This window comes from Caballeronia sp. Lep1P3 (assembly GCF_022879595.1).
Taxonomy (GTDB): Bacteria; Pseudomonadota; Gammaproteobacteria; order Burkholderiales; family Burkholderiaceae; genus Caballeronia.
Genome location: NZ_CP084268.1, coordinates 64,799 through 85,463, shown reverse-complemented (window position 1 = coordinate 85,463; position 20,665 = coordinate 64,799). Strand labels below are relative to the sequence as shown.

The window sequence follows — 20,665 nt, the reverse complement described above, 5'->3', positions numbered from 1 at the left end:
GAACACCATGACCGCCAGCGACCTCGACATCGTATACACCCGCCTGTGCAAGACCATGACTCAACTGGGTCAGCCGAACACTTCGCTTTTCCTCGCACGGTTCGCCATGCTCGCGATCGACAAGATCGACGACCCGGCCGTCGTATTGAATTTAATCGACGACGCAAGCGAAGGAATGACTGAATCAGCGCCGCAGTAGGGTTTCACAAACTCACCTCTTTATGCTTCTTAAGGCTTTCCATATGGTTCACGAGGCGCCCGAAAATGACGCTCAACTATCGAACGGCTTCGCCAATGAGTTCGCCACGGAGCGCTGCAAGGCGCCCTCCCTGTGAGGCGTAACTCCCCGCAACGCGTGTCGTATGGCTTATACGGGAAACGAATCTGAAGAACGGCGTTCACGGCGCCGCGTCATATCGATCGGCGTTCGTGATTCACATGATTAGTACATCGAACATATTCGCCTTATGTTATCGCCGTCGATGGCCAGCTTATGACGTCCGGGAACGAAACCCCAATGTCCCCGGTCACGCGACTAATCAGTCCCGGATAAGCCAGATGGTTGAGCACTTAATTTTCCCGCCGCCCTGGCCGGCAGGGTAGATAAGTGTTGATTCTTCAAGCCACGTCTAATCGGCTTGCTCGAGCCAGCGCTGCGCGAGAAAGCGCTGCTCTAGCGCAATAGCCACCTCTTCAGCGAATCCAATCCCGACGAATCCTCCGGTGGCGATAGTGTCGCCCGCGCGAATGAGGCGCACGGCGTCTTGCGCGAGCCCAGCCACGTCCTCATCGTGCATGGAAGCGGCGACGGCTCGCACCATCGCAATGGCCATAAGAATGCGTCGCGGCGATCCGATCCGTGGCGCTGTCGCGTGCGAGTTGCTAGCAGTTCGCCGCGTGCCGTCGGTATTTCACGGCTTTGCGGCGTCGAGCGCACGCCGGGCGAAAGAGGGCGGAAAGAAGCAGACAGTTTGAGGCTGCTAAAATCCATGAACCATTTCCAAGGGTAAGCCGTTATGGGTTTTGAACAGCTCGCGCAACTGAAAGAGCAACTGTCGAAGCAATCGACGCGCGAACAGGCGAAAAAGCCGGCGCGCCCTCCGCGCCCTGCCACTGGCGCACAGAAGCAACCGGTCGATCCGGTCGTGCACGCCATCGGAAGGCTTCAGCAGCGCTTTCCGCTAGCATTCTCGAAGAATCCAGCGCCTAAGCTTCCGTTGAAAGTCGGTGTCATCGACGACTTGCTTGCAAAGGCATCCGACATCGGCTTGACCGAAACCGAAATTCGTGACGCCATCAAGGTGTGGTGTCGTGGCGCTCGCTACTGGAGTTGTCTGGTCGAGGGCGCTGCCCGCGTCGACCTCGACGGCAATCCGACAGGAAACGTATCAGCGGCTGACGCCGGACGTGCGCGACGTCTAAAAGCAAAGGGCTCGGCTCGTGCATCGACGTCGTCGAAGCCTACGGTGCTAAAAGGCCAGACGAAACCGCCGAGCGCGGCGGGACAGTGATAGAAGACGACCGCGTAGCCTGAGCTTGAAACTTTGCAAGCGTTCTAAAGTCGCCGTGACCGCGCGCCGTTGCTTTCCAATGTCGGACCACCCGGATGCCTGGAATGCCCCAAGCGTGCCGCCTCTACCACCAGAAGGTACGGAGCGTGCTAGGGCGTTATCAACCCATCTATGGAGCGACCGGAAGATGACTTTGAAGAACGTTGCGCTTGCGCTATGCCTTGCATCATTCGCGATGACCGGAAATGCAAACGCCGCAGGATGCCTTAAAGGCGCCGCCGTCGGTGGCGTGGGAGGACACTTCGTCGGCAAAGGTCACGCGGTTCTCGGCGCCGCTGGCGGATGCCTCGTCGGTCGCCACATGGCAAACAAGAAGGCGAAGGACGAGGCGGCTCGGCAGCAAAACCAACAGGCCCAAAATCAGCAGTCGCCGCAAGACTCAGTAGCCAGGTAGCGAACACTTGGCGGGGATGGCTCGACGCCGGTCCAGATACCCCGGCTCGCGCTCCAGTTCGTCCGGCAACGCCTACTGCTCGCCGCTTATCAGGAAACTCTGCGCGAGCTGCTTCCACAAATGGTCCGCCGCCGGTGAAAGCCGTCTGCCGACTCGCGTCATCATCTGACTCGCGAAGCCCGCCGCGATCGGATGATCGATCGGCACCGCGACGAGCTCGCCGAGATCGATGCCGCGCCGCGCCGTGATCGACGACATGAACGCGACGCCCAGCCCTGCCGCCGCCAGGGTCTGCGCCGTGTTGAACAGATCGACGCGATACGCCGGCATCACGTTGAGCCGAACGTCGTCGAAGAGCGATTGCACGAACTGCTGCACGCCGAACGATTCGGTCATGAAGATGAGCCGCTCGTGCGCAAGCGCGGCGGCCGGCACCGTCGACATCGACGCTAGGCGATGCGTCGGCGCGACCACCGCGCACAGCGGCCGCTCGGCGAAGCGATGGATGCGCATTGCCGGATCGTCGGCGGAGCGCGCGCACAGGCCGATATCGACGACGTCGTCGCGCACGAGCGAAAGCACCACAGGCGTCGGACCCGAGCGGATTTCGACGAGGATGTCGGGATACGTCATCGAAAAGCGCTGCAACGCCCGCGCAATCAGATTGCCGATGAATCCCTCGCCGACGCCCAGCGCCACGCGCCCGCGCCGCAAGTGCCGGTATTCCTCCAGCCGCGCGGCCAGGTCGCGGGCGCGGCGCTGCCCGTCGCGATAGTGCTCGATCAGCACCTGGCCGATCTCCGTCACGACCACCTGCCGGCCGCGCCGCTCGATCAGCGAAAAGCGCAGCCGCCGCTCCAGCGCCGCGACCTGCCGGCTGATCACCGACGCGTTGACGCCGAGCGTCTCCGCCGCCATCCGCACGCCGCCCGCTGCCGCGATTTCGGCGAGATAGCGCAGCGACCGCTCGCCGATGTCGTCCATCAGATCGTTCATGTCCGCAAAACCATCGTTGACTTCAAAGCAACATTTTGAACGCGTCTCGGTCATGGGTCGAGTTTTTCGTCGGTGCAATACTCGCGTCGACCATCACACAGGTTCGCACCACAGGAGGAGCCCAACATGAGCGAAAGCCGCTATTGCGAAGTCGCCGATCTGGCCGACGTCAAACCGCAGCTCGACGAAATGCGTCATCACATCCATCAGCATCCGGAGCTGTCCTACGAGGAAGCGGCGACATCGAGCTTCGTCGCGGAGAAGCTGCACGCGTGGGGCTATGAAGTGACGCGCAATGTCGGCGGGCATGGCGTCGTCGCGTCGCTGAAAGCCGGCACGAGCGCGCGGACAGTGGGCGTGCGCGCCGACATGGACGCGCTGCCGATCCACGAGCAGACCGGTCTCGCCTATGCGAGCGTCCACGACGGCAAGATGCACGCGTGCGGCCACGACGGGCATACGACGGTGCTGCTCGGCGCGGCGCAACATCTCGCGAAGACGCGCAATTTCGATGGCACGGTGCATCTGATTTTCCAGCCGGCGGAAGAAGCCGGCGCGGACAGCGGCGCGGAACGCATGATCGCGGACGGCCTTTTCGAGCGCTTTCCCTGCGATGCGATCTTCGGCCTGCACAATCATCCGGGCGTGGCGACGGGCACGTTCGGTTTCCGCGCCGGCCCGCTCATGGCCGCGTGCGATACGGTCAAGTTGCGCATCGTCGGCCGTGGCGGGCATGCGGCGCGTCCGCATCTCGCTGTCGATCCGGTGATGGTCGGCAGCAGCATCGTGATGGGCTTGCAGTCGATCGTGGCGCGCAACATCGATCCGAACGAGGCGGCGGTCGTGACGGTCGGCTCGTTCCGCTCGGGACAGGCGGCGAACGTCATCCCGGAAGACGCTGTGCTGGAAATGAGCGTGCGCTCGTTCTCCGCGACGGTGCGCGAGACGCTCGAGAAGCGCATTCGCGCGCTGATCGCGTCGCAGGCCGAGGCGTATGGCGCGACTGTCGAGATCGACTTCATTCGCGGTTATCCGGTGCTCGTCAACAGCGCCGCGGAAACGGAATTCGCGCGTCAGGTCGCCGAGGAACTGGTCGGCGCGGAGCACGTGATTTCGCCGTTTCCGCCGATCGCGGGCAGCGAGGACTTCGCGTACTACCTGCAGAAGGTGCCGGGCTGCTTCGTGCGTCTCGGCAACGGCGAAGGCCGCCCGATGCTGCACAACAGCCGCTACGACTTCAACGACGACAACCTGGCGATCGGCGCGGCGTTCTGGACGCGCCTCGTCGAACGCTTCCTCAGCAAGGACCGCGCATGAACGCAACGACGCAATCGCTTCCCCGCGCGGGCGTTACCGACGCGCCGCTGATGTCGCCCGCGCAGCAGCGCAAGATCGTGCTGGCGGCGGTCATCGGCAATCTGCTCGAATTCTTCGATTTCACCGTCTACAGCTATTTCGCACTTACCATCGGCAAGCAGTTTTTTCCGTCGAACGATTCGATCACGTCGTCGCTGCTGGCGTTCGCCGTGTTCGCCGTGGGCTTCGTGATGCGCCCGCTCGGGGGCATCGTGCTCGGCCGATACGCGGATCGCGCCGGCCGCAAGCCCGCGCTCACGCTCACCATTCTGCTGATGGCACTCGGCTCGGCTGCGATCGGCCTCGCGCCGACTTATGCGCAGATCGGGCTGGCGGCGCCGGTGCTGATCGTCGTCGCCCGTCTGGTGCAGGGCTTCGCGCAGGGCGGCGAATTCGGCGCGGCGACCGCGACGCTGCTGGAGATGGGCGGCAGGCGCTGCTCGGCTCGGGCCTCGCGGCGAGCCTCGGCTTTCTGCTTTCCGACGACACGATGCATAGCTGGGGCTGGCGCATTCCGTTCCTGATGGGCACGCTGATCGCGCCGGTCGGCATCTATCTGCGCCGCCACATTCGGGAAGATGCGCGCGCCGCGAAAGCGGTTGCGCGCCGCGACGATCCAAAGCGCGGCCTCTACGTGCGCAACTGGTTCCTCACGATCTTCTCGATCATGGGGATGTCGGTCTCGACCTACGTGATGATGTATTACATGCCGACCTACTGCATCCAGTATCTCGGCCTGCCGCCGAAAATGTCGATGCTCGCGGGCGTCGCGTCCAGCGTGATCTCGCTCGTGATGTGCCCGATCTACGGGGCGTGGTCGGATCGCATGGCGCGGCGCAAGCCACTCACGGTGATCGGCCGGATCGCGCTGATCGTGCTGCTGTATCCGGCGTTCTGGGTGATGACGCATTTTCCGTCGCTACCGGTCGTGCTGGCCGCGCTCATCGTGCTGATGCTCTGCTACACGATGGGCTCCGCGCCCGCCTACGCGCTCATGCCGGAGAACTTTCCGAAGCATCTGCGCGCCGGTTATATGTCGAGCGCGTATGCGATCGCGGTATCGGCATTCGGCGGAACGGCGCAGCTCGTTGCCGGCTCGCTCATCCGCTGGACGGGCAACAAAATGGCGCCGGCGTGGTACATGATCGGCTGCGTGCTCATTTCGTTGATCGCCGTTTCGATGTTCCGGGAAACGGGCGGGCAGACGCTGGATTGAGTTCAGTGCGGGCGCGGGGGAAGGCGCGGGTTTCTTTCGATTGCCCGCCCCACCCGCCAGGCTTCGGCGCGCTCGCACTGCTCCGCCTTTCGTCGCCGCTGCCGAAGTGCGCAGCGTGCATGGGGCCGCGCAAAGACGTTTGCGCTCGGCAAGCGGCTCGATGAACGACCGTGGCTCGGCCGTCGCCCCTGCACGCCGGACATGTGCTGGTCATCGGACCCGCGAACCGGCACGAGGATCCGTGGTTCCCCTTTGGACACGCGCATGACGGGCTGACGCTCGGCCCTGTCAGCGGGCGTTTGCTCGCCGAGATGATGACCGGCGCCAAACCGGTCGCGGACCCCCATCCGATCCGCGCCGAACGATCCGGTCGCTAGCGAAAGCCGTGGGTGCCCGGTAGATGTCGGCACATGCCCATCGCCGATAGCGTCATCGCAAACGGTCGGCAGCCATGCGCACCGCGATGTCGAACGCTTTCTGCGTCGCGCCGACGTCCGCCCTGCCCTGGCCGTGGATATCGAACGCTGTGCCATGCGCGGGTGTCGCGATCGGCACCGGCAGCCCGCCATGCACCGTCACGCCGCGCCAGAAGCCCATCAGCTTCATCGCGATCTGGCCTTGGTCGTGGTACATCGTAACGACGCCGTCGAATGCTTTCTGATCGCGTGCGCGCACGAAGATGGTATCGGCGGGAAACGGCCCTTGCGCGTCGAAACCGAGCGAACGTGCCCGCTGCACCGCTGGCGCGATCACGTCGATCTCCTCTCGCCCGAACGCGCCGTTGTCGCCGTTATGCGGATTGAAGCCGCATACCGCGATGCGCGGCGCGGCGAGCCCCGCGCGCTTGAGTCCATCGTGTATGAGCCGAACCGCGCCGACGATGCGCTCGGGCGTCAGCCGCGCGCTCACGTCCTTCAACGCCATGTGCGACGTCACGCGCGACGTCCACAGTTCATCGAGCACGTTGAACTCGCAGAACGCGCCGGCGTAGTCGAGTTGACGCGCGAACCATTCCATCTCGTCGCCGGTTTCCATGCCCGCGAGATGCAGCGAGGTCTTGTTGACGGGCGCGAAGAGCATCGCCTGCGTGCGGTTCGCTTGCGTCAACGCAAGTGCTTTCCTGAACGCTTCGAGGCTGTAACGTCCGCCGCGTTCCGTCGAAACCCCGCGTTCATACGGCGCGTCGTCGGGCAGACGGAAGTCGATGAGCGAAGGTATATCGGTATCGCGCGCGGCGTCGGCCTCATCGCGAACGAGCGTGTGGTCGAAGCGCTGCTGCGCGATCTCCATGCCGCGGTCGAGTTCGCGTTTGTCGCCGATGATCAAAAGATCGGCGCGCGCGCGGTTCTCGGGGCGCGCAACGAGGCGCGCGATCAGTTCCGGACCGATGCCGGCCGGATCGCCGAGCAGCACTGCAATGCGTGGTTTCATGGTTGTTCGTCTCCTCGTTCGTGTGACTATGCGTCCCGCGCGAGCGCGGCCCAGACCTCATTCGATGATGTCGAAGTCACCGAGATGCTTGTCGGATAGCGTGATGCCGAGACCCGGCGTCTCGTCCGACAACTGCAGATACCCGTTCTGCGGTTGCGGTTCGCCATCGAAGATGTAGTAGAACAGTTCGTTGCCCACTTCGACGTCGTGCACCGGAAAGAATTCGGACATGGGGCTCGCGGTGCTCGCCATCGTCAAATGATAGTTGTGCATCTGACCTGCATGCGGAATGACCGGCACGGACCACGCCTCGGCCATCGCGTTGATCTTGCGCGCGGCCGTGATGCCGCCCACGCGATTCGTGTCGTACTGGATCACATCGACGGCGCGGCGCTCCAGCAAGTCCTTGAAGCCGTAGCTCGTGAACTCGTGCTCCCCGCCGGAGATCGGCACGATGTTCATCTTCTTCAGTTCCTGATAGCCCTCGATATCGTCGCCGATGACCGGTTCTTCCAGCCAGCGCGGATTGAATTCAGCGAGGCGCGGCAGCATGCGGCGCGCATAGTCGAGCGTCCAGCCCATATAGCATTCGACCATCAGGTCCACTTCATCCCCGACGAGTTCGCGCAACAGTCGCACTTGCTCGACGTTCTTCGCCATGCCCTTCGGACCGTCCTTCGGGCCGTAGCCGAAGCGCATCTTCATCGCGGTGAAGCCTTGTTCGAGATAGCCTTGCGCCTCGGCGAGAAACGCATCGCGATCGTCGTTGTTATAGAGCTTCGACGCATAGCACCAGATCTTTTCTTTCGTGCGGCCGCCGAGCAGCTTGAACACGGGCTTCTTCACGGCCTTGCCCATGATGTCCCACAGCGCGATGTCCACGGCGGAAATCGCCGCCATGCCGATACCCTTGCGGCCCCATGCGAGCGTGCGGCGATACATCTTCTGCCAGATGTATTCGACATCGAACGGGTCCTCGCCGATGGCGATGGGCGCGAGATATTCATCGACGATCTGCTTGGCGACGCGCGGTGCAAGCGCGCAATTGCCGATGCCCACTGTGCCGTCGTCGCACTCGATCTCCACGACGAGCCAGCCATGAAAGCGGAACGAACCCATCGCATCGCCGCGTTCGTGAAGGATGTCCACCGCGTTCGTGCAGAAGTGCGCCTGCGGCGGCACGACCTTGCCTTTCCATTCGAATACGCGTGCGCGAACGTGCTTGATCTTCATCTTCGTTGTCTCCTTGAGTTGCCGATATAAGCGCGGCTTGGCCGATATGCGAGGCCCTAGTGTGCGAAACTGCGCGATAACTGACTATTGAATTATTTGCATCGGCCTATTGCCTGCGGTTATTCCTCGCCATCCTCCAAGGTTCTCATCAATATGATCGCGCCAGCGAGCACCATCAGAAAGCGACTGCGTTTGCGTCACCTCCAGTTGATGACGGCGCTCTCGCGAACGGAGTCGCTGCGCAGCGCAGCCGACGAACTCGCGATGACCCAGCCTGCCGCCACCAAGGCGTTGAAGGAACTCGAGGACACCATTGGCGTGGCCCTTTTCGTGCGGCATGCACGCGGCATGGAACCGACCATCTACGGCGAAGCGGTGATGCGCTATGCCCGCGTCGTGTTCGAAGATCTCGACGAACTGCGCGAGGAACTGGCGGCGATCGAAGCGGGGAATGTCGGAAAGGTGCGCATCGGCGCGGTCATGGCGCCCGCGCCCGACCTGCTCACGCGCGTCATCGTGCAATTGAAGGAAGCGCATCCGCGCTTGCAAATCGGCGTGCAGATCGATACGAGCGACGTTCTCGTCCATGCGTTGCAGCAGGATCAACTGGATATCGTCGTGGGACGCATACCGTATGGCTTCTCGTCGGAAGATCTGAGCTTCGAGACCTTGGCGGAAGAAGCGCTGTCGATCGTCGCGCGGCCGGATCATCCGGCGGTGAACGCCGCGAGCCGGCCGAAGCTCGCCGACCTTGCGCGGTATCCGTGGATCGTGCAGCCGCGCCCGAGCCCGATGCGCGAGATCATCGATCAGACCTTCCGCGAATCGCGCGTTGCGCCGCCTTCGAGCACGGTCGAGACGTCCTCGATTTTGACGACGCTTTCACTCCTGCGCGATTCGAACATGCTCGCCGTATTACCGAGTTCGGTCGCGCATTACTACGCGACGCTCGATACCATCGCGCTGTTGCCGACGCCTTTGCGCGGCCGGCTCGCGCCCTACGGCCTCATACTGCGCAAGAGCCGGCGGATCAGTCCGGCGACGCAATTGGTCATCGAGGCGATCCGCGCGGCGTGACGCTCAGTGATGTTCGGCGAGCGCGAGGGTGTTGCCCACTTCTTCGCCGTCCACGTGCGTCTCGTCCAGCGTGATATCCGGCCGCATGAAGAACGTCATCACGATGCCCACCGCGAGCAGGCAAAGCGAGCCGATGAACGGCAGCGTCCAGTTCCCCGTTCGATCGACGACGAAGCCGAAGACGATCGGCGAGAAGATGCCCGCGATCGCCGATCCCGCATTCACGAGACCGCTCGCGATGCCGACGTGCTTCGGCGTGATGTCCATGGGCACGGCCCAGATCGGACCGATCGTCATTTCGAGGAAGAAGAACGAGAGGCTCATCGATGCCGCCATCACCGGCAACGACTTCACGAACATGACCGGCGCAAGAAACAGGAGCGCGCCGAGGAACGCGATGACGATCATGTTGCGCCGCGCGGCCACGACGTTGCCTGTGCGCTTCAGGATGCGATCCGACACGACGCCGCCGACCGTATTGCCCACGACGCCCGACAGAAATACGCCTGCGGAAAACAGCGCGGAGCTTTTCAGGTCGAGGCCGCGTCCGTGCATGAAGAAGCTCGGCAGCCACGTGAAGAAGAGCCAGCCGGTCCAGCCATAGCAAAAATAGACGATCATCGTCGGCCCGATGCGGCGAATGAGACGGCCCCACGGCGTCGGCTCGCGCGTCTTCTCCACGGCAACCTTGTGCGGCGGCGGAAGCTGCGCTTCTTCGTCAGCCGTCATGTGCCGATGCTTGCGCGGATCGTCCTTGAAGTACCACGCATACACGACGACCCACACAGCAGTGAGCGCACCGACCAGTAGAAACGACGCGCGCCACGACGCGAAAGCGATCAATAGCGCGATCAACGGCGGCGTAAGCGCATTGCCCAGCCGCGAAAACGAGTGCGTGAGCCCTTGCACGAAGCCGCGCTGGCTCGCGGGATACCAGTTGACGAGCGCACGCGCTTGTGCGGGCAACGCGGCACCTTCGCCGACGCCCAGCAGCATGCGCGCGCAAAAGAGGGACACGACGCCGCCGGCGAGACCGGTCGCCACCGTCGCGACGATCCAGATCGACGCACAGAGGACGAGGGTGCGTTTTGCGCCGAAGCGGTCGCTGACCCATCCGCCGATCACCTGGCAGATCGCGTACGTGTAGGCGAATGCGCCGAACACGAGGCCGACGTGAGTGTTGGACAGATGCAGGTCGTCGCGAATCACGCCCGCGGCGGCGGACAGGTTCACGCGATCGAGATACATGATGAAGGACATCGCGCACATGAGCGCGAGAACGGAACGGGTGACGCGGGGACGATGCAGCATCGCTTGTGTCTCCTCCGGAGCTTGTTGCGCTGTTGCGCTTTTTTTCGGGGGTGAGCGCGCCACGTCTATGGCGCACTTCACGCACGAAGTCTGGAGAAGTCAGCGATAGCCGTCTATTGAATTTAGCTCATGGGGCGATTCGCTGTGGTTATGTCGCGCTGATCGCCGTGAGGCGTCGCGGATCAGGTCCGCAGCGTAGCCATAGCAGCCGCCCGCATTGTGCGCAGCCTGTAGCGCTCGCGCATTGGGGGAACCGGCCAGTGACAGATTGCCGATGACGGCAACGGGGCGAGCCCGGGCTATTGCGTCGGCGCGTCAGGTGCATCGCGCTTTGTACCGACCCAGCCGTCTCGTCCCCGGTTCCTGATAGCTCACCCATGCTGTCGCCCGGAACGACAGAACCGTATCGGCAGCATGCGGCGTTGCACTGTCCGTTTCGGCATGTGCCGAGCGTCAGCGCACGAGGCAAGGCCGCTTGTTGTCGAACTTCCAGTTCGGGATGAGATATTGCATCGCGATGCCGTCGTCGCGGGCGCCGAGGCCGTGCTCCTGATAGAGCGCGTGCGCCTTCTCGATTTCGTCCATGTCCAGCTCGACGCCGAGGCCCGGCACTTCCGGCACCTTCACCTTGCCGCCGGCGATCTGCAGCGGATCGCGCGTCAGGCGCTGGCCGTCCTGCCAGATCCAGTGCGTGTCGATCGCGGTGATCTTGCCCGGCGCGGCGGCGGCGACATGCGTGAACATCGCGAGCGACACGTCGAAGTGATTGTTCGAATGCGAGCCCCAGGTGAGGCCCCAGTCGTTGCACATTTGCGCGACGCGCACGGAGCCTTGCATCGTCCAGAAATGCGGGTCGGCGAGCGGAATATCGACCGATTGCAACTGGATCGCGTGGCCCATCTGACGCCAGTCGGTTGCGATCATGTTGGTGGCCGTGGGCAGGCCCGTCGCGCGGCGGAATTCGGCCATCACCTCGCGGCCGGAATAGCCGTTCTCCGCGCCGCACGGATCTTCCGCGTAGGCGAGCACGTCGTGCTTGTCGCGGCAGAGCCGGATGGCTTCCGCGAGCGACCACGCGCCGTTCGGATCGAGCGTCACGCGCGCGTCCGGGAAACGCTCCGCGAGCGCCGTGACCGCTTCGATCTCGGCATCGCCCGCCAGCACGCCGCCCTTCAGCTTGAAGTCGTTGAAGCCGTAGCGCGCTTGCGCGGCTTCCGCCAGGCGCACGACTGCCTCGGGCGACAGCGCGACTTCGGTGCGCACGCGCTCCCAGTCGTCCTTGCCGTTTTCGCCCGACGCGTAGGGCAAATCGGTCTTGTTGCGATCGCCGACGTAGAAGAGGTATCCCAGCATTTCCACTTCGTCGCGCTGCTGCCCTTCGCCCAGGAGCGCGGCAACCGGCACGCCGAGATGCTGCCCGAGCAGATCGAGCAGCGCAGCTTCGAGCGCGGTCACGGCATGGATCGTCGTGCGCAGGTCGAAAGTCTGCAGGCCGCGACCGCCTGCATCGCGATCGGCGAACTCGGTGCGCACGCGATTGAGCACCGCCTGCATGTTGCCGATGGATTGCCCCACGACCAGCGCGCGGGCATCGTCGATCGTCTTGCGGATCTTTTCGCCGCCCGGCACTTCGCCGACGCCCGTGTTGCCCGCGCTGTCTTTCAGGATGACGATGTTGCGCGTGAAGAACGGCGCGTGAGCACCCGAGAGATTCATCAGCATGCTGTCGCGCCCCGCAACGGGAATCACGCGTAATTCGGTAACGGTGGGCGTCGCGTTGACGCGAGTCGAAGTCATGGACATGAGCGAAATACCATCGGTTGATTTGACAATGCGCGCGTCGCGAATCAGACGGCGCCTTCTGCTTCCACGTACAAGGCGTACAACGAATGGGAACTGGCCATGTACAGCCGGTTGTTCTTCGGTCCGCCGAAGGTCAGGTTCGGGCAGCGTTCGGGCAAATGGATGAAGCCGATCGGCTTGCCTTTGGCGTTGAACACCTTCACGCCGTCGAGGTCCGCGGAATTCACGCCGGCCCGTCCGTCCGAGCCCCAGCCGCACCAGAAGTTGCCGTCCTTGTCGATCTTGAAGCCATCGAGCGCGCCCGCGCCGTTGGCATCGAAGACCTTCGTCTTGTTGCCGAGCGTCACGCCGTCCGGGCCGACGTCGTAACTCCACATGATGCGGCTCGGCGTCGCGCGGCTCTCGATCACGTAGAGTTTCGATTCGTCGGGCGAGAAAGCGAGCCCGTTCGGTCCGGCGAGATCCGTGATGATCGCCTGCAAGCGACCATCCGGCGAAATGCGATAGACCGCTTGCGGCAGCTCGGACGTCGCCTTGTCGCCTTCCCAGTTTCCCCCGATTCCGAACGGCGGATCCGTGAACCAGAGCGAACCGTCCGACTTGCACACGATGTCGTTCGGCGAATTCAGGCGCTTGCCCTGGTAGCTGTCCGCGAGAACCGTGATCTTGCCGTTGTGCTCGGTGCGGGTCACGCGTCGCGTCAGGTGTTCGCAGGTGACGAGCCGTCCTTGCAGGTCGCGCGTATTGCCGTTCGATTGATTCGACGGCTCTCGAAAAACGCCCCAAGCACCGGTGACTTCGTCGTAACGCATCATGCGGTTGTTCGGAATGTCACTGACCACCAGGTAACGCGCCGCCGGAAAGTACACCGGACCTTCCGCCCAGCGCATGCCGGAACCGAGCTGTTCGACGGAACTGCTGTAGAGACGGTATTTGGCGAAACCCGGATCGAGGATTTCGACCGATACGTCGGGATAACGCGTCGACGGCTTGAACTCCACCATGTTCGCACTGCGCGAGCCGCCCAGCGTCTGCGCGCCCGCCAGACCGGCCGCGGTCGCGAGTCCGCCTGCTGCCGCCGCCTTGATGAAGCCGCGCCGTTTCTGCAATCCGTCGAGTGTGCTCAAAGCCATCTCCGTGTCGTTGTGAATCGATTCCTGCCTGCGGTGCGGCGACCGTTCATTCGGCCAGCTGAAAGCGCTCGATCTTCCCGACGACGAACAGGTAGCAGACGATCGCGATCACCGCATTCGCGCTCACGAAGACGAGCGCCGCCGCGAACGAGCCGGTTCCCTGAACGAGATAGCCGATGACGATGGGCGTCGTGATGCCCGCCGTGTTGCCGAAGGTGTTGAAGAGCGCCGCGCACAGGCCGCTTGCCTGCTTCGGCGCGGTGTCGGAGACGACGGCCCAGCCGAGCGCGCCGATGCCCTTGCCGAAAAACGCCGCCGCCATGATGCCGATGATGAGCCACTGGTTATCGACGTAATTGCACGCGATCATGCACGTCGAGAGCAGCAAGCCGACGACGATCGGCACCTTGCGCGCGGTGCTCGTCGAGAAGCCGCGCTTCATCAGGCGGTCCGACACCACGCCGCCGAGCACGCCGCCGAGAAAGCCCGCGATGGCCGGAATCGAAGCAACGAAGCCCGCCTTCAGGATCGACATGTGCCGTTCCTGCACGAGATAAATGGGGAACCACGTCAGGAAGAAATAGGTGAGCGTCGTGATGCAGTACTGGGCGATGAACACGCCGAGCATCATGCGGCTTTTGAGCAATTGCGCGAGTGCGTGGCGACCGTGCGTGCGTGGATTAGCCGTGTGCGTTTGCGCGGCACGGCGTTCTTGCGCGAGTTGCCGGTCTTCGAGATCGACCATCGCTCCGTTATCGGCGATGTAGCGGACCTCCGCTTCGTTCGCGAGCGGATGCTGGCGCGGCGCATAGATGGTCCTCAACCACAGCCCGGCGATCAGCAACCCGAGCGCGCCCATCGCGTAAAAGACATACGGCCAGCCATATGTGTGCGTGATCCAGCCCATGATCGGCGAGAACAGGACCGTCGCGAAGTACTGGGCCGAATTGAAGATCGCGGATGCGGTGCCGCGCTCCGCAGTCGGGAACCAGGTGGCGGTCAGACGCGCGTTGCCGGGAAATGCGGGCGCCTCGGCTGCGCCGACGAGAAAGCGCATCAGAAAGAGCGTCGCGAACGCCACGCCGACGGGCAACGCCGCCACGAATCCCTGGACTGCGGTGAGCAACGACCAGAAGAAGATGCTGAATGCGTAGACGCGCTTCGATCCGAAGCGATCGAGCAGCCAGCCGCTGGGAAGCTGAGCGATGACATACGCCCACGCGAAAGACGAAAAGATATACCCCATCTCGACCGGTGAGATATGCAACGCCTTCTGGATGGCCGAGCCGGTAATCGATATGGTCGCGCGGTCCGCGTAATTGAGCGTCGTGACGACGAACAACATGAGCACGATCAGGAACCGCGCTTTGCTGCGCCCGGCGTAGCTGCCTGCGGCACCGGAGTCCGTCGCCCTGTCTTCGATCTCCTCTCGGGCGATTGCAGGAGCTGCCCGTTGCGCTCGTCGGTCCATCATCGTCTCCGGAAGGTTGTGTGATGTCTCACTGGCTATTAGGATATGTTAGCGCCAACATCGAGGAAATGCGGGTTTTCCCCGTCGTCATCCGATCAGACGTCGTACCTCTTGCGTTTAGATTCGGCGGTGTCGTCAGCGTCTATACAATCACCGTAATCACGGAGTTGCTATGGAAGACAGCGTCACAGCGGCCGCCGGCCAGATACCTCGAACGAATGACAGCGTGACGTTGGAAGACGTCGCCCGTCTGGCGGGCGTGACGGCAATGACGGTGTCGCGCACCCTCAAACGCCCGGAACTCGTGCGCGAAGAGACGCGGCAGCGCGTCATGGACGCCGTACGCGCCACCGGCTACGTGCCGAACTTGCTTGCCGGGGCCTTGGCAACGAGCCGGAGTCATTTGATTGCCCTTCTGCTGCCGACAATTGCAACCTCGATCTTCACGGACATGGTGCAGACCATGATGTCGACGCTTGCCGCAGCGGGCTATCAGACCTTGCTCGGGCTGACCGACTACCTGCCGGAGCGCGAAGAGCAGCTTGTCGAAACACTGCTCGGACGGCGGCCAGACGCGATCGTCCTGACCGGCACCGACCATTCGCCGCGCACCCGCGAGCGACTGCGCAGAACCAGGGTGCCGATCGTCGAGATATGGGATCTCACTGATGATCCGATCGACATGCTGATCGGCTTTTCGCACGAAGCGGTCGGCATTGCCGTCGCGCGTCATCTTCTGCTGAAGGACTTTCGGCGGTTCGCGATTCTGTCGGCCGATGATCCCAGAGGCTTGCGGCGGAGCGCGAGCATCATCGACGAACTGAAGCGCCACGGCGTCGGCGACGTCCCGATGGTGGTGCTGCCCGCCCCCGCCACCCTGCAAACCGGACGCGAAGGGTTCGTGCGCCTGCTCGAGAACGCCTTACCCGAAGTCATCGTGTGCAGCACGGATACGCTCGCACAGGGAATCCTCGCCGAGGCTGCAAAGCGTGGCATCGCGATTCCCCGCGATGTAGCCGTCATGGGTTTCGGCGATCTCAGCACGGCGGCTCACGTCCACCCCTCGCTGTCGACCGTGCGAATCGACGGTGCTTCGATTGGCAGGCTTGCCGCGCAAGCGCTTGTGGCGAGGCTGGACGCGAAAGCGGCGCCCTTGCCTGCGCTGAGAGTCGATACGGGCTTCAGGATAGTCGACCGCGAGAGCGCTTGATCGACGTTCAGACCGCAGTTCAGCGAGGCCAGCGAACCGGAGGTTCTCGTAACGACTCGCTCGCCCGGCTCCTTGCGCCGGTGAGCAAAGCAATGGTGCCCCGATGCTCGAGTCCGGAAAAATGGGCACCGTTGCGAATACGGGTGACTTTCACGGACGTTCCCTGTACATGTTCCACTCGTTGCGGAACCGAAAGATCTGCCCGCTGTGCGGCGAATCGATCGAGCTAGGCGCCACTATAGAAACGCAGAACGGGCGTGTTTATGAGCCATTTAACCTTCGGCTAAGCCCGTTTCAATGTCACCGGTACGCGAATCCCGGCGTTCCCAAAAGGATCTGACCGATGAGCGTTGCTCCGGCATTGATTCGCCAGCGATTCGCGGTAACGCGCCGATAGCGAGAGACAGTCAGCGCTTGAAATAGCTCTGCGCAAGCTCGACCCAGTAACGTACCCCGACCGGCAAGATATCGTCGTTGAAATCGTATGTTGGCTGATGCAAACTGGTCGAGGTGCCGCCAGGCTTCGCGTTGCCGATGAGCACGTATGCGCCCGGCCGCTCTTCGAGCATGAAGCCGAAGTCCTCCGACGTCATGTTCGGCGGCACGTTGGCGTGAACCCGCTCGTCGCCGAACGTTTCGCGCATCACCGTCTCGCAAAGTGCGGTTTCTGCCGGCGTGTTGACAGTCGCCGGATAGTACTGAAAGTACTCCACCTGGACGCGCGCGCCGTAAGCCGCGGCGAGGCCCTCGCACATTGTCCGGATGTCGCGTTGCAACTGCTGCTGCAATGCCGACGACAGCGTGCGGATCGTGCCACGCAGTTCGGCCGATTCGGGAATCACATTGTCCGTATCGCCGGCATGCACCATGCATACCGAGATCACGCCGGGATCCACCGGATCTTTATGGCGCGCGGCAATGGTCTGGCATTGAAGGACGATCGAACATGCAAGCGGGATCGGATCGAGTCCGAGCTGGGGCTGCGCCGCATGCGCGCCTCGGCCCGTCACGACGATCCGGAAGCGCGAGCCCGACGCCATGATCGGCCCAGTGCGCAGCCCGAATTCGCCTGCGGGAAGCCCCGGCCAATTGTGCATGCCGAACACCGCCTCGGTCGGGAAACGCTCGAACAATCCGTCGTCGATCATCTTGCGCGCTCCCGCGCCGCCTTCCTCGCCAGGTTGAAACACGAAATGCACCGAGCCTGGCAGTGTCGGCAACGCCTTGAGTATCTCGGCGGCACCGAGCAGCATCACCGTATGCCCGTCGTGGCCGCAGGCGTGCATCACACCGGCCCTGCATGACGCATGCGCAAACGAGTTCGCTTCGTGAATCGGAAGCGCGTCCAGGTCCGCCCGCAGGACGATGCCCCGTGACGGGTCCGATCCGGGCAGGCTCGCAACCACGCCGGTCCCTCCAAGTCCGCGTACAGGTGCATAGCCGAGCGATTCCAGTTCGCGTGCGACCACATCGGCCGTACGCGTTTCCTCGAACCGCAACTCGGGGTTGGCATGTAGATCACGCCGCAGCCCGGTCCATTGCTCGCGTTGCGCATGATAGAAAGGAAGCGAGGTATCAAGTTCGGCAGCGGTATTCATTTTTTCGATCCTGCGAACAGCCTGTGGTGAGTCGATATCGGTATGGCGCCCGCCCTCGATGAGCCGAGCACGTATCGCTACGCGTAATAACCGAGGATGGATTTGACCTCCAGATACTCCTCCATCCCCTCTACGCCGTACTCGCGTCCGTTGCCGGATTGTTTGTAGCCGCCGAAAGGCGCCTGCGGGTCCCAGGCCGGGTAATTCAGATGCACCTGGCCCGATCGAATCCGCGCGGCTACGGCACGCGCCCTATCGAGGTCTCTGCCTTGTACGTGCGCGCCCAGTCCGTACACGGTGTCATTGGCTATCTCAACGGCCTCGTCGACATCGCGGTAAGGAAGAATTGCCAACACGGGTCCGAAAATCTCCTCACGCGCAATCGTCATATCGGAATGCACGTCCGAGAATACAGTCGGCCGCGTGAACCAGCCTCGACTATCCTCGACCGGCCTACCGGGACCACCGACGAGCAACTTGGCGCGTTCGTCGACGCCAGCCTCGATCATTGTCTGCACTCGTTCGAACTGCACGCCGTTCGCAAGCGGCCCGTGCGTCGTCGCTTCATCGAAAGGGTCGCCGACCACCATCGCATCGACTACCGCGACCGCAAGCGTTTCGACGTCCGGAAGAAGGTCACGCGGCACGATCATTCGCGTCGGCGCGCTGCACGATTGACCCATGTTGCGGAACGCGGCACTCACTCCCAACGTCACTGCTCGCGACAAGTCCGCGTCCGGCAACAGGATGTTGGGCGATTTTCCGCCAAGTTCCTGGGCGACGCGCTTGACAGTCGGCGCGGCCGCCTGCGCGACCAGAATTCCCGCACGCGTGGACCCCGTAATGGACACCATGTCCACCTGCGGATGCGCGGCCATCCGCTCGCCAACTTCCGGGCCAGTGCCGTTGACGAGATTGAATACGCCCGCGGGCAGCCCTGCCTCTTCGATCACTTCGGCGAACAGCAGCGCGCTCAAAGGCGACAACTCGCTTGGCTTCAAAACGATGGTGCATCCTGCTGCGAGCGCAGGGCCCACTTTCGCCGTGATCTGGTAGATGGGCCAGTTCCACGGGGTGATTAGCGCACAGACTCCGATGGGTTCGCGAACGATCGCCGTCGAGCCGCGCCGAACGCGGAAGGGATAATCCGCCAGATTATCGCGGGCGACGCGCAGATGCTCTGCCGCAAGAGGCACATGCGAACCGCGCGCATAGGAGATCGGCGCGCCCATTTCGGTCGTCAAGGACTGCGCGAACATCTCGGCGCGCTCCAGCATCAGTGTGTGGATCCGGTCCAGATAGTGCGCCCGCTGTTGCGGCGTCGTGATGGACCAATGCGCGAAAGCTCCGCGCGCCGCTTGCACAGCACGCTCGACGTCGTTTGCATCGCCGAGCGGCAACTCCGCGAGCGTCTCGCCGGTGGACGGGCAAATCAGTGGCACGCTCGTCGTGCCGTGGGGATCGGTCCATGCGCCGTCAACGAAAATCTGCCTGAGATGTCCGGAGTGAGAAAGATGCTCGAGCGGAGTTGTCATTGCGTTGCGTCCTTATACCGATACCAGGCGCCGACAATCGGCAGGAACCATGGTTTGCCGAAGTGGCCGGGAATTGCCGGCCAACTAAGGTCTTTCCACGGGTTGAGGTCTCCGCGGCCGTCCATGATGTCCGCCATGCGCGTACCCATCAAGGTCGACATCTGCGTGCCGTGGCCGCTGTATCCCATCGAGTAATAAACGCCGTCACGCTCTCCTGCGCGGGGCAGACGATTCTTCGTCATGTCGACCATGCCTCCCCAACAGTAGTCGATTCGCGTATTGGCGAGTTCCGGAAAGACGCTAGTGAGTTGCTGTTGCAAGATCTTGCCGCTTTGCTCGTCGGCACGCGGAGTCGATACCGCAAACTGAGCCCGTCCACCAAAGAGCAAGCGATCATCCGGCGTCGTGCGGAAGAAGTTGACGAAGTTCTTCGTGTCCGTTGCCATTCGTCTTCGCGGCAGTAACCGATCGAGCAAATCGACGGGCAATTTCTCAGTGACGATCAGGAAAGCGCCGACCGGCACGATGCGACGGCGGACCCATCCAAACGGCCCGACCTGCGTCACACCGCTCGCAAGAAGCACCTGCTTCGCACGAATCTCGCCACGCGGCGTCCTGATTCGATAGCCCCCACGCGGCTGGCGTCTGAGTTCTAAAACGGGATTGTGTTCGAGAATATGGGCGCCGCGCGCTTCCGCCGCCCGCGCCAAACCGCGCACGTAACGGCCGACGTGCATGCCGGCGCTTTTACCGAATATCAGGCCGCCGTGATACCGGTCGGAACCGATCTCGTCGCGCAATTGCGCACGCGTGAGAAGCCGTGTATCGGGATCGACGTTCGAGGCCAGTAGCGCGTGACTGCGCGCGAGCTTGTCGAAATGTGCGGGCTTGGCCGCGAGCTTCAGCTTACCGCTCCGTGCGAAATCACAGTCGATCGACTCCTCGCGCACCAGCCGCTCAACGGTGTCGACGCCCGCATCGAAGGCACGGTAAATCTCGTTCGCGCGCTCGACGCCGATCAGACTCGCCATTGTTCCGTAATCCTGTGCGAATCCGTTGTTGCACATACCGCCGTTGCGACCCGATGCGGCCTGTCCTACCGTCCCGGCCTCGCAGACAACGACACTCGCTCCCCTCTTCGCAAGTTCGAGTGCTGCCGTCGTACCCGTGATGCCACCGCCGACCACCACCACGTCGCATGAATCCAACGGCAGTCCGGTCGAGCGGCTAACGAAGGGCTCCGAGGTATCCAGCCAGTAAGATGTCAATTGCATCGGGACTTCCTTTTCCCTAATGGGCGATGCCACTGCGATTTCCCGTAGCAAGCACG

16 protein-coding genes and 4 pseudogenes are annotated in these 20,665 nt (G+C 63.0%); 8 read left to right on the top strand and 12 right to left on the bottom strand.

Annotated elements, in window-relative coordinates:
• Positions 1 to 7 precede the first annotated feature (7 nt).
• Complete coding sequence (locus LDZ27_RS24720) at positions 8 to 199, top strand: hypothetical protein (protein ID WP_244818320.1); 192 nt, start codon at positions 8 to 10, stop codon at positions 197 to 199.
• A 43-nt stretch (positions 200 to 242) separates the two neighbouring features.
• Positions 243 to 385 (top strand): annotated as a pseudogene (locus LDZ27_RS24715) (homogentisate 1,2-dioxygenase); the annotation flags it as partial.
• A 93-nt stretch (positions 386 to 478) separates the two neighbouring features.
• On the opposite strand, the pseudogene LDZ27_RS24710 reads toward LDZ27_RS24715, so the two are convergent.
• Positions 479 to 770, bottom strand: a pseudogene (locus LDZ27_RS24710) (acyl CoA:acetate/3-ketoacid CoA transferase); the annotation flags it as partial.
• A 246-nt stretch (positions 771 to 1,016) separates the two neighbouring features.
• Here LDZ27_RS24710 and LDZ27_RS24705 point away from each other — a divergent pair.
• On the top strand, positions 1,017 to 1,511 hold the full coding sequence (locus LDZ27_RS24705; RefSeq protein ID WP_244818319.1) for a ProQ/FinO family protein: 495 nt from the start codon (positions 1,017 to 1,019) through the stop codon (positions 1,509 to 1,511).
• A 226-nt stretch (positions 1,512 to 1,737) separates the two neighbouring features.
• Here the strand turns inward: LDZ27_RS24705 and LDZ27_RS29140 are convergent, their stop codons facing one another.
• Together LDZ27_RS29140 and LDZ27_RS24695 are read right to left on the bottom strand one after the other, a co-directional pair.
• The gene (locus LDZ27_RS29140) at positions 1,738 to 1,947 is read right to left on the bottom strand and encodes a hypothetical protein (protein WP_370653501.1); all 210 of its coding nucleotides are present in this window, start codon (positions 1,945 to 1,947) and stop codon (positions 1,738 to 1,740) included.
• Between the two features lie 90 nt (positions 1,948 to 2,037).
• Complete coding sequence (locus tag LDZ27_RS24695) at positions 2,038 to 2,961, bottom strand: LysR family transcriptional regulator (protein ID WP_244818317.1); 924 nt, start codon at positions 2,959 to 2,961, stop codon at positions 2,038 to 2,040.
• Positions 2,962 to 3,087: 126 nt separating this feature from the next.
• Here LDZ27_RS24695 and LDZ27_RS24690 point away from each other — a divergent pair, with 126 nt between their 5' ends.
• The 3 genes and pseudogenes from LDZ27_RS24690 to LDZ27_RS24680 form a co-directional block, all read left to right on the top strand.
• Positions 3,088 to 4,278 (top strand): M20 aminoacylase family protein, encoded by a 1,191-nt coding sequence (locus LDZ27_RS24690; RefSeq protein ID WP_244818316.1) that lies wholly within the window; start codon positions 3,088 to 3,090, stop codon positions 4,276 to 4,278.
• Positions 4,275 to 5,533 (top strand): annotated as a pseudogene (locus LDZ27_RS24685) (MFS transporter). The gene LDZ27_RS24690 and the pseudogene LDZ27_RS24685 overlap by 4 nt, the downstream one beginning before the upstream one ends.
• 135 nt (positions 5,534 to 5,668) lie before the next feature.
• Positions 5,669 to 5,910, top strand: a pseudogene (locus tag LDZ27_RS24680) (FAD-dependent oxidoreductase); the annotation flags it as partial.
• A gap of 52 nt (positions 5,911 to 5,962) precedes the next feature.
• Here LDZ27_RS24680 and LDZ27_RS24675 read toward each other — a convergent pair.
• Positions 5,963 to 6,964 carry a 4-hydroxythreonine-4-phosphate dehydrogenase PdxA gene (locus LDZ27_RS24675; protein WP_244818315.1) on the bottom strand — a complete coding sequence of 334 codons (1,002 nt, stop codon included), beginning with the start codon at positions 6,962 to 6,964 and terminating at the stop codon, positions 5,963 to 5,965.
• A gap of 57 nt (positions 6,965 to 7,021) precedes the next feature.
• Entirely contained in the window at positions 7,022 to 8,197 is a 1,176-nt protein-coding gene (locus LDZ27_RS24670) for an L-rhamnonate dehydratase (protein ID WP_244818314.1), read from the bottom strand.
• 153 nt (positions 8,198 to 8,350) lie between these two features.
• On the opposite strand from LDZ27_RS24670, the gene LDZ27_RS24665 reads away from it, so the two are divergent.
• On the top strand, positions 8,351 to 9,274 hold the full coding sequence (locus LDZ27_RS24665; RefSeq protein ID WP_244818313.1) for a LysR family transcriptional regulator: 924 nt from the start codon (positions 8,351 to 8,353) through the stop codon (positions 9,272 to 9,274).
• Positions 9,275 to 9,277: 3 nt separating this feature from the next.
• Here the strand turns inward: LDZ27_RS24665 and LDZ27_RS24660 are convergent, their stop codons facing one another.
• The 4 genes from LDZ27_RS24660 to LDZ27_RS24645 form a co-directional block, all read right to left on the bottom strand.
• Positions 9,278 to 10,585 carry an MFS transporter gene (locus tag LDZ27_RS24660; protein ID WP_244818312.1) on the bottom strand — a complete coding sequence of 436 codons (1,308 nt, stop codon included), beginning with the start codon at positions 10,583 to 10,585 and terminating at the stop codon, positions 9,278 to 9,280.
• Between the two features lie 453 nt (positions 10,586 to 11,038).
• Entirely contained in the window at positions 11,039 to 12,388 is a 1,350-nt protein-coding gene (gudD, locus tag LDZ27_RS24655) for a glucarate dehydratase (RefSeq protein ID WP_244818311.1), read from the bottom strand.
• Positions 12,389 to 12,432: 44 nt separating this feature from the next.
• The gene (locus LDZ27_RS24650) at positions 12,433 to 13,515 is read right to left on the bottom strand and encodes an SMP-30/gluconolactonase/LRE family protein (RefSeq protein ID WP_370653492.1); all 1,083 of its coding nucleotides are present in this window, start codon (positions 13,513 to 13,515) and stop codon (positions 12,433 to 12,435) included.
• Positions 13,516 to 13,567: 52 nt separating this feature from the next.
• The gene (locus tag LDZ27_RS24645; RefSeq protein WP_244818309.1) at positions 13,568 to 14,866 is read right to left on the bottom strand and encodes an MFS transporter; all 1,299 of its coding nucleotides are present in this window, start codon (positions 14,864 to 14,866) and stop codon (positions 13,568 to 13,570) included.
• A 298-nt stretch (positions 14,867 to 15,164) separates the two neighbouring features.
• Here LDZ27_RS24645 and LDZ27_RS24640 point away from each other — a divergent pair, with 298 nt between their 5' ends.
• Positions 15,165 to 16,202, top strand: a complete 1,038-nt coding sequence (locus LDZ27_RS24640; protein ID WP_244818308.1) for a LacI family DNA-binding transcriptional regulator — start codon at positions 15,165 to 15,167, stop codon at positions 16,200 to 16,202.
• Between the two features lie 407 nt (positions 16,203 to 16,609).
• Here LDZ27_RS24640 and LDZ27_RS24635 read toward each other — a convergent pair whose 3' ends face one another.
• From LDZ27_RS24635 to LDZ27_RS24625, 3 genes are all read right to left on the bottom strand, one after another.
• Positions 16,610 to 17,800 carry a M20 aminoacylase family protein gene (locus tag LDZ27_RS24635; RefSeq protein WP_244818307.1) on the bottom strand — a complete coding sequence of 397 codons (1,191 nt, stop codon included), beginning with the start codon at positions 17,798 to 17,800 and terminating at the stop codon, positions 16,610 to 16,612.
• A gap of 77 nt (positions 17,801 to 17,877) precedes the next feature.
• Entirely contained in the window at positions 17,878 to 19,335 is a 1,458-nt protein-coding gene (locus tag LDZ27_RS24630) for an aldehyde dehydrogenase family protein (RefSeq protein ID WP_244818306.1), read from the bottom strand.
• Positions 19,332 to 20,609, bottom strand: a complete 1,278-nt coding sequence (locus tag LDZ27_RS24625) for an FAD-binding oxidoreductase (RefSeq protein WP_244818305.1) — start codon at positions 20,607 to 20,609, stop codon at positions 19,332 to 19,334. Before LDZ27_RS24625 ends, LDZ27_RS24630 begins: the two co-directional genes overlap by 4 nt.
• Positions 20,610 to 20,665 lie beyond the last annotated feature (56 nt).

Excerpts from the sequence above, each read along its gene's own strand:
- LDZ27_RS24640 (WP_244818308.1), top strand. The coding sequence starts at position 15,165 with ATGGAAGACAGCGTCACAGCGGCCGCCGGCCAGATACCTCGAACGAAT.
- LDZ27_RS24720 (WP_244818320.1), top strand. The coding sequence starts at position 8 with ATGACCGCCAGCGACCTCGACATCGTATACACCCGCCTGTGCAAGACC.
- LDZ27_RS24690 (WP_244818316.1), top strand. The coding sequence starts at position 3,088 with ATGAGCGAAAGCCGCTATTGCGAAGTCGCCGATCTGGCCGACGTCAAA.
- LDZ27_RS24695 (WP_244818317.1), bottom strand. The coding sequence starts at position 2,961 with ATGAACGATCTGATGGACGACATCGGCGAGCGGTCGCTGCGCTATCTC.
- LDZ27_RS24625 (WP_244818305.1), bottom strand. The coding sequence starts at position 20,609 with ATGCAATTGACATCTTACTGGCTGGATACCTCGGAGCCCTTCGTTAGC.
- LDZ27_RS24665 (WP_244818313.1), top strand. The coding sequence starts at position 8,351 with ATGATCGCGCCAGCGAGCACCATCAGAAAGCGACTGCGTTTGCGTCAC.
- LDZ27_RS24635 (WP_244818307.1), bottom strand. The coding sequence starts at position 17,800 with ATGAATACCGCTGCCGAACTTGATACCTCGCTTCCTTTCTATCATGCG.
- LDZ27_RS24630 (WP_244818306.1), bottom strand. The coding sequence starts at position 19,335 with ATGACAACTCCGCTCGAGCATCTTTCTCACTCCGGACATCTCAGGCAG.
- gudD (WP_244818311.1), bottom strand. The coding sequence starts at position 12,388 with ATGTCCATGACTTCGACTCGCGTCAACGCGACGCCCACCGTTACCGAA.
- LDZ27_RS24705 (WP_244818319.1), top strand. The coding sequence starts at position 1,017 with ATGGGTTTTGAACAGCTCGCGCAACTGAAAGAGCAACTGTCGAAGCAA.
- LDZ27_RS24660 (WP_244818312.1), bottom strand. The coding sequence starts at position 10,585 with ATGCTGCATCGTCCCCGCGTCACCCGTTCCGTTCTCGCGCTCATGTGC.
- LDZ27_RS24675 (WP_244818315.1), bottom strand. The coding sequence starts at position 6,964 with ATGAAACCACGCATTGCAGTGCTGCTCGGCGATCCGGCCGGCATCGGT.
- LDZ27_RS24645 (WP_244818309.1), bottom strand. The coding sequence starts at position 14,866 with ATGTTGTTCGTCGTCACGACGCTCAATTACGCGGACCGCGCGACCATA.
- LDZ27_RS24670 (WP_244818314.1), bottom strand. The coding sequence starts at position 8,197 with ATGAAGATCAAGCACGTTCGCGCACGCGTATTCGAATGGAAAGGCAAG.